The 12,542-nt window shown below is 60.0% G+C and carries 10 protein-coding genes; 3 read left to right on the top strand and 7 right to left on the bottom strand.

Annotation, left to right across the window (positions count from 1 at the left end):
• Positions 1–139 precede the first annotated feature (139 nt).
• Positions 140–748: a 2OG-Fe(II) oxygenase gene (locus tag ACTG2B_RS11940; protein WP_439995918.1), complete on the bottom strand. Its 609-nt coding sequence runs from the start codon at positions 746–748 to the stop codon at positions 140–142.
• Positions 749–1,098: 350 nt separating this feature from the next.
• On the opposite strand from ACTG2B_RS11940, the gene ACTG2B_RS11945 reads away from it, so the two are divergent.
• The gene (locus ACTG2B_RS11945; protein ID WP_123173224.1) at positions 1,099–1,575 is read left to right on the top strand and encodes a glutathione peroxidase; all 477 of its coding nucleotides are present in this window, start codon (positions 1,099–1,101) and stop codon (positions 1,573–1,575) included.
• Between the two features lie 182 nt (positions 1,576–1,757).
• Positions 1,758–3,146 carry a DEAD/DEAH box helicase gene (locus tag ACTG2B_RS11950; RefSeq protein ID WP_005351275.1) on the top strand — a complete coding sequence of 463 codons (1,389 nt, stop codon included), beginning with the start codon at positions 1,758–1,760 and terminating at the stop codon, positions 3,144–3,146.
• Positions 3,147–3,257: 111 nt separating this feature from the next.
• Here ACTG2B_RS11950 and hutW read toward each other — a convergent pair whose 3' ends face one another.
• Positions 3,258–4,619: a heme anaerobic degradation radical SAM methyltransferase ChuW/HutW gene (hutW, locus tag ACTG2B_RS11955; protein ID WP_439995921.1), complete on the bottom strand. Its 1,362-nt coding sequence runs from the start codon at positions 4,617–4,619 to the stop codon at positions 3,258–3,260.
• A gap of 256 nt (positions 4,620–4,875) precedes the next feature.
• On the opposite strand from hutW, the gene ACTG2B_RS11960 reads away from it, so the two are divergent.
• On the top strand, positions 4,876–6,471 hold the full coding sequence (locus tag ACTG2B_RS11960; RefSeq protein ID WP_181269884.1) for a methyl-accepting chemotaxis protein: 1,596 nt from the start codon (positions 4,876–4,878) through the stop codon (positions 6,469–6,471).
• A gap of 126 nt (positions 6,472–6,597) precedes the next feature.
• Here ACTG2B_RS11960 and aroG read toward each other — a convergent pair whose 3' ends face one another.
• The 5 genes from aroG to ACTG2B_RS11985 form a co-directional block, all read right to left on the bottom strand.
• Positions 6,598–7,653, bottom strand: coding sequence for a 3-deoxy-7-phosphoheptulonate synthase AroG (gene aroG, locus ACTG2B_RS11965; protein WP_227096384.1), 1,056 nt, complete (start codon positions 7,651–7,653; stop codon positions 6,598–6,600).
• A gap of 220 nt (positions 7,654–7,873) precedes the next feature.
• On the bottom strand, positions 7,874–9,157 hold the full coding sequence (gene aroA / locus ACTG2B_RS11970; protein ID WP_159158784.1) for a 3-phosphoshikimate 1-carboxyvinyltransferase: 1,284 nt from the start codon (positions 9,155–9,157) through the stop codon (positions 7,874–7,876).
• Between the two features lie 227 nt (positions 9,158–9,384).
• On the bottom strand, positions 9,385–10,473 hold the full coding sequence (gene serC / locus ACTG2B_RS11975; protein WP_263717087.1) for a 3-phosphoserine/phosphohydroxythreonine transaminase: 1,089 nt from the start codon (positions 10,471–10,473) through the stop codon (positions 9,385–9,387).
• A gap of 225 nt (positions 10,474–10,698) precedes the next feature.
• Complete coding sequence (locus ACTG2B_RS11980) at positions 10,699–11,625, bottom strand: electron transfer flavoprotein subunit alpha/FixB family protein (RefSeq protein WP_335813117.1); 927 nt, start codon at positions 11,623–11,625, stop codon at positions 10,699–10,701.
• The gene (locus tag ACTG2B_RS11985; protein WP_158113140.1) at positions 11,622–12,374 is read right to left on the bottom strand and encodes an electron transfer flavoprotein subunit beta/FixA family protein; all 753 of its coding nucleotides are present in this window, start codon (positions 12,372–12,374) and stop codon (positions 11,622–11,624) included. The genes ACTG2B_RS11980 and ACTG2B_RS11985 overlap by 4 nt, the downstream gene beginning before the upstream one ends.
• Positions 12,375–12,542: the final 168 nt, after the last annotated feature.

Below are 12,542 nucleotides of genomic sequence, written 5' to 3' on the forward strand. Positions count from 1 at the left end.
CCGGACGAAGCCAGATACGAACATAAGTGCGCGCCAGTGTAGCAAGGGAGCTCAACCCTTGTCAGCTGATGGGAGACCCATGACCCCACTTCTTGCAGTGAAAAGTCTCCCCTGTGTCAAAATCGGGACACATTGCCCCTCAGCGCGGGGGATCGACCCTTCCCATGCCGTTGCCATTGACCCGAAACCAGCCGGCAATGCTGTAGCGCTCACGATTGGCAGGCAGCACCTCGTGGGGAAACTCCTCGGAGAGAAACATGACCAGCCGCCCCCCCTTGGGGCTGACATCCATCAGAAACTGCTCCTTGTCGTCATACATGCGCAGCACTCCACCCGCTTCGGGCAGCCAGTCGTTGTTGAGGTAAAACACGGTGGTAAGACGGCGGTTGGAGCGACCGGCAAAGGCATCCCGATGGGTGGCGTAAAAATCCCCGCTGCGATAGCGGGCGAAGTGGGCCTCGTAGTCGAACAATCCCAGCATCAGCATCCGGTTGGCGGCAAGACGCAGGGACTCCATTCGGGCGAGGTAGTCAGTCACCGGCGCACCGAGGGAGGGCTCCAGCCAGTGGATCTGGTCACGGCGAATATCGGGATTGCCCTGGTGCAGGGCGTCACGGCCGATCCCGGCCGGTTGCCATTCGCCTGGCAAACAGGCTTTGAGGGCATCCACCTCGGCGGCGGTCAAAAAATCATCCACTATCACCCATCCCCGGGTGTAAATGGCATCCATGGCAGCTTGATAGTCCAAGATTGGCTCACAATGAGTGGAGAGAGGGCGCTTTTTAGCGACTTACCGGCAAAGTCACAAACCGGTTTGCTTCTCTTGAGAAGTCCCAACATCAATACGCGAGTTGCTGCCCGCCTCCCCGCATTTTTGTCGCCAGTTGTGCTCCTGCCCTGCCAAAGAGCGTATTGGCTGTCGAAACTGTGATGGCCCTTGCAATCGGGACGAGGAGGCGCCGCGGCCTCCTTGCGGAGCCAAGAGCCAGCCGATACCGTAGCCGCATCGCCATGTTGCTGTTCATCCGGCGCTTGTCTCTGTCACCGACCGAACTACTCACGGCACAACCCGCGCATCACCCACGAAAGGATCTTCATATGCCTCTGCCCGATCTCGCTTTGCAACGACTGGATGGTACCCCCTACCCGCTGACTCAGCTGGCGGGCAAGGTGGTGCTGGTGGTCAATGTGGCCAGTCGCTGCGGCTTTACTCCCCAATATGAAGGGCTGGAAACGCTCTATCGGGAGCTAGGCCCCAAGGGGCTGGTGATTTTGGGCTTCCCCTGCAACCAGTTTGGTCAGCAGGAGCCGGGGGATGCGGACGAGATCGCCCGCTTCTGCTCCCTCGACTATCCGGTCACCTTCCCCATCATGGCCAAGTGCGATGTCAACGGTGAGCATGCCCACCCCTTCTACCAGTGGCTCAAGCAACAGAAACCGGGCTTTCTTGGGCTGGAAAACGTCAAATGGAACTTCACCAAGTTCCTGATCGACCGCGATGGCAATGTGGTAGAGCGTTTCGCCCCCCAGGCCAAACCGGAGAGTCTGGCCGAGCAGATCCGCGAGATGCTCTGATGCTCCCGCACCGTTTTACGCCACTGCGTTGAACGATTGTATGGCGGCCGGTGCGACAGCTACTGCGCAGCGGCCGCTCTTTTGCTATATTACGGCCCCACTATCTTTTCCATATCGTGGCTGGCCCCAACACGCTGGCTGCCCGTTGAGCCAAAGGCTCATCTCAGGAGTTTCTCTCGAACATGTCATTCAACGAACTGGGTCTGTCTCCGCATATTCTGCGGGCCGTCAAGGAGCTGGGTTACGAACAGCCAACCCCCATCCAGCAGCAAGCGATTCCGGCCATTCTGGCCGGTCAGGATGTGCTCGGCGGCGCTCAGACAGGCACAGGCAAAACGGCCGGTTTCACCCTGCCGATGTTGCAGCGTCTGCTGGCCAACCACGGTCGTGGCCGTCGTCAGGTGCGCGCACTGGTACTGACCCCGACCCGCGAACTGGCGGCACAGGTGGGCGAGAGCATCATCAAGTATGCCCACCACCTACCGTTCAAGACGCTGATCGCCTATGGCGGTGTCAGCATCAAGCCCAATCTGGACGCCATCAAGCTGGGGGTAGACATTCTGGTCGCCACCCCGGGCCGTCTGCTGGATCTGCTGACCCAGGGCGCCCTGACCCTGAGCCAGCTGGAAGTGCTGGTGCTGGATGAAGCGGATCGCATGCTCGACATGGGCTTTATCGTCGACATCCGCCGCATCATGAAGGCGCTGCCTGCAGAGCGGCAAACCCTGCTCTTCTCTGCCACCTTCTCAAACGACATCAAGGCGCTGGCGGACGATCTGCTGAACGACCCCACACTCATCGAGGTGGACCCCAGCAATACTGCCGCCGAGCAGGTGACCCAGCGCATCATTCAGGTGGATCGGGAACGCCGCCGCGAGCTGCTATCCCACATGATTGGCCGTGGCAACTGGCAGCGGGTGCTGGTGTTTGTTCGCACCAAGCAGATCGCCGACCGCCTCGCCCAGCAGATGCAAAAAGATGGTCTCAATACCGTGGCGATCCACGGTGACAAGAGCCAGGGTGCCCGCAACCGGGCGCTGGCCGATTTTCGCAGTGGCGAGGTGCGGGTGCTAGTGGCGACCGATATCGCCGCCCGCGGTCTCGATATCGATCAACTGCCCTACGTGATCAACTTTGAACTGCCCCAGATGGCGGAGGATTACATCCACCGTATCGGCCGTACCGGCCGTGCCGGTCGTGGCGGCGAGGCCATCTCGCTGGTCAGCCAGGACGAGCTGGGTCAGCTCAAGGCTATCGAAGCCCTGATCGGCCAATCCCTGTCCGTGGAGATCCTGGAAGGGTATGAGCCCAGCGGCAAGCCGAGTCGCCAGACTCTGCCCGGCAGCAAGCCGGTGCAGAACCCGCCTCGGGCTCGCGGTCATGCTAACGCCAAGAGCAGCAATGCCAAGGGCAAGCCAGCCGCGGGCAAGGGCAAAGCCAAGGGTGACGCCAGCAAAAAAACTGCACCGGCCCGCAAGCGGGAAGTGGTGGGCGAGGATATCGGCTTTGCGCCAATGCGCCGCCTGCCCAAGGCGCAGCGTGACAGCTATCAGGAGAGCAGCGACGAGTAAGCTCGCGCGACGCTAACTGCCAAGCCAAAAGAGGGAGCCTGCAAGGCTCCCTCTTTTGTTATGGATCGCTCGGAGCCATGCAAGTGCTCCGTGCAAATGCTCCGCTCGGGCTCAAACCAGCGAATGGCGCACCGCGGCGGTACCATGGCTGGGCGGCGCTGAACCATCGAGCGGATTGTGCTGCAAGAACTCGAACAAGCCAGCCTGCATATTGACGTTCCAGAAGCGTCCGGCGAGGGTGAGTTGCAACCGTGTGCTCTCGATCTCGGCCAGCCCGTGCTGCTGCCAGGCGGAAAAAAGCGGCATCAGATGGGTCAGCAAAGGCGCTGGCAGACGATCCAGCGCCAGCACACCGCTGTCGAGGGCGCCACGCAGCAGACCGTCCATCCTTGCATTGTGATTGCGCCCCATCACCATCCCGGGCGCCCGCTTGCCACTGGCCAGCGCGTCGTGCCAGGGGGCCAGATCCCGTCCATACATCAAGCCATGGCCAAGAATGTTGCCTCCTGCACCGGCGCCAAAGGGGAGGATCTCGGCACCGCGCTTGGCCATCTGGTTATAACGACTCTGCTCGGCCGTGCTGCGCCGCCAGTGACTGCAAGAGAGACGCTCCCAGCCGTGGGCTTCCAGTTGCGCTCCGCCATAGGCATACATGGCCGCCCGCTGCTGGCCATCGGCGAGCCAATCCAGAGTGCCCTTCTCCTGCGCCCGCTCCAGATTGGTGCCCTGCATGGCGATGAGCTGGTAGAGATCGACCCCGTCTACCCCGCTTGCCATCACATCGCGGATATCCTGCTGCCACACGGCATCATCCTGACCGGGCAGACCAAAGATGAGATCCGCCACGATCACAGCCGCATCATCCCGGGTCAGCTCACCCAGACGGGTCAGCAAGGTCTCCCTGTCATCGAAACGGGCCGCCTGCTGACGCACCCGGGTATCAAAGCTTTGCACCCCGAATGAGAAGCGGTTGAAGCCCCCCGCCAGCGCAACCTGCCATTTCTCATCATTAAAGCCGTTGAGACGCCCCTCCAGCGTCACCTCGGCATCGGCCGCCAATGGGAAACGGCGGATCACGGCGGCCAGCATGGCCAGCTCGTCGGCGCTCATGTCGGTCGGCGTACCGCCCCCCACATAGACGGCTGAAAATGGCATGCTCTGCGCCAGCGGGGTGTCAGCCGCCTGCGCAAGGGAGGCGCACAAGGCGTTGACATAGCGGTTGATCCGCGCCGGATTGGCGCCATTTTCAAAGAAATTGCAGAAGCTGCAGCGCTTTCGGCAAAACGGAATGTGGATGTAGAGGGCTCGCTCCTCTGCTTCACTCTCTCGCTGCCACCAGCTCTGCCAGCCAGCCTCATCCAGCGGGAAAGGGCGCATCCCTCCCCGACTGGCGTGAGCCGAGGTCTTGGCGCTAAAAGCAAACTTGAGGGGATCCGGCGTGGCAATACCGGTCATGGAAGAGGTCAGATTCATGATGGTCACTATTATCAGCAAATAATGACAATGATAACGATTATCGTTACTGGCAATTTGTTCTGGATCAACCCGAGGAGCAGCCCCTCTCCCGAAAGGCATTTTGGCAACCTGCATTACCGATCTGCTTAACAGATTATTTACTCAAGAGTGGTTATCGTGTGCCGATAGAGAACCATCTCCCGCCGTTTCTTCGTCTACGATCAAGATGATACGGGATCACATAACAACACCAAGCGCATGGAACTTGCCCAAAATGCATAACCTCTCCTTGAACTGGAAAATATTCCTCCCTCTTGCGCTGGTCATCAGCACCACCTTTGGCCTCTGCTTCGAACTCTCCGCCTGGCTGCAACGGGATCTCGCCATCCGGCTGGCAGAGGAGAAAGTTGAGAGTATGGCCAACACCTATATGGATCAGGTGAACGTGCTGATGATGACAGGTGGCATGGCCAACCGGCAGATAGTGCAGACCAAACTCAAGAGTGAAGCGGGCATCGTTGAGGCCCGCCTAGTGCGCGCGCCAGCCGTCAGCAACCTGTTTGGCCCGGGCCACCCGGATCAGAAAGCGCAGGATCCCCTCGATGAGCGTGCCATCAATCAGGGCGAAGCCATCCTGGAGCAGCAGGGCAACCGGCTCACCCTGATCAAACCGTTCAAAGCTTACAAGGAGTATCGCGGCACCCAATGCCTCACCTGCCACCAGGTCAATGAAGGAACCGTGATGGGGGCAGTGCGGATCAGTTATGACCTCAGCCACACCTTCGGCGAGATCCGCCACAACAACCTGATCCTGAGCGGCAGCCTGGCCGCCGTCTTCAGCCTCGGCTTCGGCTTGCTCTGGTGGGTATTGCAACGCTACGTGAAACACCCTCTGCGCCAGCTGCAACTCACCATGATCCGGATGGCCAAAGAGCGCGACCTCGCCCTCCCCCTGGTCAATCACAGCCGGGATGAACTGGGCCAGATGACCCGCGCCGTCAATGACATGGTGCAGGGCTTCCGCCACAGTCTGCAGGAGGTGGAAGGGGCAACCCACCAGCTCTATCAGGAGTCGAACCAGATCCGTCAGGTGGCGACCCAGACCGAAAACTCGGCCCGCCAGCAAGAGGGGATGACCACCCAGGTTGCTGCCGCCGTCAGCGAGCTGGCCGCCAGCTCTCATGAAGTGCGCGAGCATGCCCGCCACAGCGCCGAGCTCTCCGCCCTCACCAATCAGGATGCCGCCGATACCAGCCGCCTCGCCCAGCACTCCATCACTGATATGGGCGAGATGTCGGCAGAGATCGATCGGGTGGATCAGGTGATCCAGCAACTCGACAGCCGCTGTCTTGCGGTTGACGGTGTGCTCGAGGTGATCAAGGGGATTGCCGATCAGACCAACCTGCTGGCCCTCAACGCTGCGATTGAAGCAGCCCGGGCAGGTGAGCAAGGCCGTGGCTTTGCGGTAGTAGCCGATGAAGTGCGGGCCCTCTCCAACCGCAGCCGCGCCGCCAGCGAAGAGATCTCCCAGATGATCGCCACCCTGCAAAATGAGGCCCAGAGCGCAGTTACGGTGATCGGGGATGCAAAAAGCAAAGCCGATGAGAGCATCAGCAAGACCGAAGCGACCTTGGCAGCCATGCAGAACATCATCGAGCGCATCGCCCGCATCAATGACCTCAACGCCCAGATGGCCCAGTCGGCCGAAGAGCAGGACAGGGTTTGCCATGAGGTAGACAGCTCGGTGAGCGACATTCGCAACACCTCCAACGACACCCTGGGTCAGGCGCACGCCGCCAACCTCGCCAGCATTCAGCTGGTAGAGCAGTGCCAGAAACTGGAGGCGCTGCTGAAAACCTACCGTTGGTAATCCGCTTCACATATGAAAAAGCGCGACCCGAGGGTCGCGCTTTTGCTTTATGGATTCGATTTGGCCGAACGGCCGCGTTGCTACTCCAGCGGCGCGCTGACTATTAACAGCGCCGCCAGGATAGCTTTAACGGGCGTTACGGGTTGCGACGGCATCCGCCAGATTGCGCAGCAGCACTTCGGTATCGGCCCAACCGATGCAGGCATCGGTGATGCTCTGGCCGACGGTGAGTTCACACCCTTCCACCAGATCCTGACGGCCTTCTACCAGATGGCTCTCCACCATCACACCAAACACCGCCTTGCTGCCGGCACGCAGCTGACCGGCTACGTCTTCGGCCACCACCATCTGGTTCTTGAACTGTTTGCTGCTGTTGGCGTGACTAAAGTCGATCATCACCTTCTGGGGCAGACCGGCCTTCTCCAGCCCCTTCACAACTTCGCTGACATGGGCCGCGCTGTAGTTCGGCTCACGACCACCACGCAGAATGATGTGACAGTCCGGGTTGCCGCGGGTCGCCACGATGGCGGAGTGACCGTATTTGGTGACCGACAGGAAGTGGTGCGGCGCACTGGCAGCGCCAATGGCATCGATGGCCACCTTGATAGTGCCGTCAGTGCCGTTCTTGAAGCCCACCGGACAGGAGAGACCGGAGGCCAGCTCGCGGTGTACCTGGGATTCGGTAGTACGGGCACCGATAGCGCCCCAGCTCATCAGATCCGCCACATATTGCGGGGTGATCATGTCGAGGAACTCGGAGGCAGTTGGCAGCCCCATGTCGTTGAGATCCAGCAACAGCTTGCGACCAATGCGCAGACCGTCGTTGATCTTGCAGCTGTTGTCGAGGTACGGATCGTTGATCAGCCCCTTCCAGCCCACTGTGGTGCGCGGTTTTTCGAAGTAGACCCGCATCACGATCTCCAACTGACCTTTCAGCTCGTCGCGCAACGCCTTGAGGCGCTTGCCGTACTCCAGCGCGGCGACCGGATCATGGATGGAGCAAGGACCAATCACCACCAGCAGACGCTCATCTTCGCCGGCCAGAATATTGTGAATGGCCTGACGGGATTCAAAAACGGTGGACGAGGCAACCTCGGTAGCCGGAAACTTCTCAAGCACCGCAACCGGGGGTAATAACTCTTTGATTTCACTGATACGAACGTCGTCGGTTTGATGCTGCATGACAAGGCTTCCTGCTAGATGACTGCGATTAGGAAATCTCAACATAGCCCGCGACCGCGCATGTGTAAATAGGAAATTACAGCAATTACAAAACTATTTTATATATCAATCTTGCAAGTTATTGAAATAATGCTAGGCGAAATGAAAGTGCGGATGAGGAAGGCAAAAAGGCCCGCTCAGCGCGGGCCCGAAGCGTCGGTGATGACTGGTTTGTCAGTGATCAGCCACGCTGGCTGATACTGGCCAGCTTGTCGAAGTAATCCGGGAAGGTCTTCGAGGTGCACTTGGGATCATTGATGGTGACCGGGGTATCCGACAACGCCACCAGCGAGAAGCACATGGCGATACGGTGATCGTTGTAGGTATCGATATCGGCATGCTTAAGCTGGGTCGGTGGGGTCACGGTGATAAAGTCATGCCCCTCCTCCACTTCGACGCCCAGCTTGCGCAGCTCGGTCGCCATGGCGTGCAGACGATCGGTCTCCTTCACCCGCCAGTTGTAGATATTGCGAATGGAGGTCGGCCCCTCGGCAAACAGCGCCGCTACGGCGATGGTCATGGCCGCATCGGGAATATGGTTCATGTCCATATCCACTCCGTGCAGCGGCGCCTGCTCCGCCTCGATAAAATCATCGCCCCAGGTGATGCGCGCGCCCATCTTCTCCAGCACGTCGGCGAAGTGGATATCACCCTGAATGCTGTGCTTGCCGATACCGGTGACCCGTACCTTGCCCTTGATGGCACCCGCCGCGAGGAAGTAGGAGGCGCTGGAGGCATCACCTTCCACCAGAAAGTCACCCGGGCTGATGTAGGTCTGGTTGCCCTTGATGTAGAACAGCTTGTAGTTGTCGTGCTCGATGACCACCCCGAACTGCTTCATGATGTGCAGAGTGATGTCGATGTAAGGCTTGGAGACCAGCTCCCCCTTGATGTGGATCCGGGTATCACCGGCCGCCATCGGCGCCGCCATCAAAAACGCGGTCAGGAACTGGCTGGAGACGGAGCCGTCGACATGCACATCGCCGCCCCACAGCCCCTTGGCATCCACCACCAGCGGCGGATAACCATCGTGTTTCAGGTACTGGATATGGGCACCCGCTTCACGCAGGGCATCCACCAGATGGCCGATGGGACGCTCTTCCATGCGCGGCTCACCGCCCAGGGTGTATTCACCGGAGCCTAGGCACAGGGCGGCGCAGAGCGGTCGCATGGCGGTACCGGCGTTGCCGAGGAACAGATTGACCGGCTCTTTCACCGCGAAGCTGCGACCCAGACCCTGCACGGTACACTCGGTCTTGTCGGCAGAGAGCTTGTACTTGACCCCGAGCTGGGTCAGCGCAGCCAGCATATGACGAATGTCATCGCTGTCGAGCAGGTTGGTCAGACGGGTGGTGCCACGAGCCAGCGCCGCCAACAGCAGCGCACGGTTAGAGACACTCTTGGAGCCGGGCAGATTGACCTCACCGGCCACACGAGAAATGGGTTCCAAACGCAACGAATTCATAGACTTCCTGTGCTATCTCAAAAATAAACGCCTGTCCGGACGTTAACAGCCTGCGTCCCGCTCGGCAAGGGCACTTTCAGGGGAAATCGCACGGCAAACGCCAGCGCGCTGGTTCTGTTGAAAAAAAGACGCCGGGGTATCCCCGGCGTCTTGAATCACTGCAATAGCTGGAAGCGGCTCACGAGTTGTTACGAGAGGCCGCCAGCAAGCATGTGAGTACTCTCTTCTCAGCCGTGGCGCTTGGCAAAGCCATCCATAAAGCTCACCAAGGCCTTCACTCCCTCCAGCGGCATGGCGTTGTAGATGCTGGCACGCATGCCACCGACAATGCGGTGTCCTTTGAGGGCCAGCAGGCCAGCGGCTTCCGATTCGGCCAGGAACTGCTTGTCCAGCTCGGCATTTTTCAGCTGGAACGGGATGTTCATCCGCGAACGGCAGCTGACATCCACCTGATTGCCATAGAAGCTCGACTGATCGAGATAGTCATAGAGGAAGTCGGCCTTCTCCTTGTTGCGCGCTTCCATCGCCTCGAGGCCACCCTGTTCTTTCAGCCACTCGAACACCAGACCGGCCAGATACCAGGCGTAGGTGGGCGGGGTGTTGAACATGGAGTCGTTCTTGGCGGTGAGCTTGTAGTCAAAAATCGAGGGGACATCGGCTCTCGCTTGATCCAGCAGATCATCGCGCACGATGGCGATGGCGAGCCCGGACGGCCCGATATTTTTCTGAGCGCCAGCATAGATGATGCCGAAGCGGCTCACGTCGAGAGGACGGGAGAGAATGGTGGAAGAGAGATCTGCCACCAGCGGCACCTCGCCGGTGGCCGGGATGTCGAACATCTCGATGCCGTCAATGGTTTCGTTCGGGCAGTAGTGAACATAGGCCGCATCGGTGCGAAACGCCGGCGTCGGCAGCAGGTGAGAGCTCCCCTGCTCGTTCTTGGCAACCCCCTGGAAGGTCTGGATATCGCCATACTTTTTGGCTTCATCCACCGCGCTCTGGGACCAGACACCGGTCAGCAGAAAGTCCGCTTTCTTGTTGGCCCCGCCCAGCAGGTTCATGGGCACGGCGGAGAACTGACCGCGGCCGCCGCCGTGCATGAAGAGCACCTTGTAGTTGTCCGGTACCGCCAGCAGCTCGCGCAGATCCGCTTCAGCCTTCTCGGCAACCGCCATGTAGGGCTTGCCGCGATGGGAAAGCTCCATGACCGAGGCTCCCAGCCCCTGAAAATTACAAAATTCGCGCTGGGCGCGCTCCATGACTTCAACCGGCAGCATGGCGGGGCCGGCGCAGAAGTTGTAAATCTGTTTGCTCATGACGCTTTCCGTGAGTGGATGAGAGTAATCGATGACTTGTCAGGTTTTACACAAGAGCAGCCAGCGGATCAAAGGCTTTTTGGGAGCTGGCTCAACCTTTTACCGTCACTCTGCATCCCCCTTGCAGTAGAAAAAGCCCTGAACGGGTCAGGGCTTGCAGGGAACATGCACAGAAATGGCGGGCAGAGCGCATAAACGACCACAGCTCAGCCATTTCTGACAAATTTACAGTTTGGCGGTGAGCTCCGGCAGCAGAGTGAAGAGATCCCCCACCAGCCCGTAGTCCGCCACCTGAAAGATGGGGGCATCGCTGTCCTTGTTGATGGCCACAATCACCTTCGACTCCTTCATCCCCGCCAGATGCTGGATGGCGCCCGAAATACCGACCGCGATATAGAGCTCGGGCGCCACCACCTTGCCGGTCTGCCCCACCTGCAGATCGTTGGCGACATATCCCGCATCAACGGCGGCCCGCGATGCCCCCACCGCGCCGCCCAGCTTGTCGGCCAGCGCCTCAATCAGAGCAAACTGCGCCTTTGAGCCCAGCGCCCGACCACCGGAGACCACGACCCGAGCGGCGGTCAGTTCGGGCCTGCTGGAGCGCACCGCGCGGCGCTCGACCAGCCGGGTACGGCCAGCGAATTCGGGCACGGCCAAGTGCTCGATGAGAGCCTGTCCGCCCGTCGCCGCCTTGGCAAACGCAGTGGCCCGCACTGTCATCACTTTGACGGGCGCCGAGCTTGCCACTCTGGCAATGGCATTGCCCGCATAGATGGGGCGCAAGAAGGTATCGCTGCTCTCGATAGCCGTCACCTCGGAGAGCATCTCCACCCCGAGCCGGGCCGCCACCTGTGGCAGCAACGCCTTGCCCATGGCACTCGCCGCCATCAGGCAGTGGCTGTAACCTTCGCACCAGCTGGCCAGCAGCTTGTCCACCCCATCCAGCAGCCCGTCGGCCAAGCGGGGATGTTCGGCAAGCAGCACCTTGTCGACGCCACCGAGAGCTGCCGCCTGTTCACTCGCCTCGGTCAGCCCCTGACCCAGCAACAGCAGGTCAACCTGACCGCCGATGGATACGGCAGCGGTGACCAGTTGTGCCACGCTGTCGGCCAGATGACCCTGATGATGTTCGGCAATGATCAGCACGCTCATGGCAGCACCTTCGCTTCGTGTTTGAGTTTGTCCACCAGCTCGTCCACCGAGCCCACCTTGATCCCGGCGCTGCGGGCTGGCGGCGCCATCACCCCGAGCAAACGGGTCTGGTTGGCCACCTCAACGGCGAGTGTCGAGAACGGAGCGCTATCAAGCGGCTTGCGCTTGGCCTTCATGATGTTGGGCAGCGAGGCAAAACGCGGTTCATTCAAACGCAGATCGGCGCTTACCACCGCAGGCAACGGCATGCCCAGGGTCTCGAGGCCACCGTCGATTTCGCGGGTCACCAGCAGTTCCCCCGCTTCCACCTTGAGGGCTGACGCGCAGGTCGCCAGCGGCCACTCATTGAGGGCAGCCAGCATCTGGGCCACCTGATTGTTGTCTGAATCGATGGATTGCTTGCCGAGCAGCACCAGATCCGGCAGCTCCTGCTCACACACCTTGTGCAAGGCGCGGGCGACAGTCAGCGGGGTGAGCGTCTCATCGGTGACATAATGCAGCGCCCGATCCGCCCCCAGCGCCAGCCCATGGCGCAGTTGCTCGGCGGCAGCGTCAGGGCCGAAGGTCACCACTACCAGTTCGCTGGCAACCCCGGCTTCCCGCAACCTGACCCCCTCCTCCACCGCAATTTCACAAAAGGGGTTGATCCCCATCTTCACATTGGCGAGCTCCACGTCGGAGCCGTCTCCCTTCACCCGGATCTTGACGTTGTAGTCGACTACCCGTTTGATTGCGACCAGCAGCTTCATGGGGTCATGCCTCGTCTCTTTGGATTGAATTCATTAGTGTGCCTCTGCGTTTGTTACAGTACGCTCTTCCCTGATTTTTTGCTTTTTCTTGCTCAGTTTTGCTTACAACTGCTTTACGTTTACGTAAACTACCAGCATTACCCTAGGCCAACCAGAGCGCAGAGGCAA

It is taken from the genome of Aeromonas sp. 30P (assembly GCF_051919805.1).
Taxonomy (GTDB): Bacteria; Pseudomonadota; Gammaproteobacteria; order Enterobacterales; family Aeromonadaceae; genus Aeromonas; species Aeromonas veronii.

Bases quoted from the DNA above. Each gene is read 5' to 3' on its own strand.
- ACTG2B_RS11980 (WP_335813117.1), bottom strand. From the start codon at position 11,625: ATGAGCGTGCTGATCATTGCCGAACATCATCAGGGTCATCTGGCCGAC.
- ACTG2B_RS11985 (WP_158113140.1), bottom strand. From the start codon at position 12,374: ATGAAGCTGCTGGTCGCAATCAAACGGGTAGTCGACTACAACGTCAAG.
- ACTG2B_RS11950 (WP_005351275.1), top strand. From the start codon at position 1,758: ATGTCATTCAACGAACTGGGTCTGTCTCCGCATATTCTGCGGGCCGTC.
- hutW (WP_439995921.1), bottom strand. From the start codon at position 4,619: ATGAATCTGACCTCTTCCATGACCGGTATTGCCACGCCGGATCCCCTC.
- ACTG2B_RS11945 (WP_123173224.1), top strand. From the start codon at position 1,099: ATGCCTCTGCCCGATCTCGCTTTGCAACGACTGGATGGTACCCCCTAC.
- aroG (WP_227096384.1), bottom strand. From the start codon at position 7,653: ATGCAGCATCAAACCGACGACGTTCGTATCAGTGAAATCAAAGAGTTA.
- serC (WP_263717087.1), bottom strand. From the start codon at position 10,473: ATGAGCAAACAGATTTACAACTTCTGCGCCGGCCCCGCCATGCTGCCG.
- aroA (WP_159158784.1), bottom strand. From the start codon at position 9,157: ATGAATTCGTTGCGTTTGGAACCCATTTCTCGTGTGGCCGGTGAGGTC.
- ACTG2B_RS11960 (WP_181269884.1), top strand. From the start codon at position 4,876: ATGCATAACCTCTCCTTGAACTGGAAAATATTCCTCCCTCTTGCGCTG.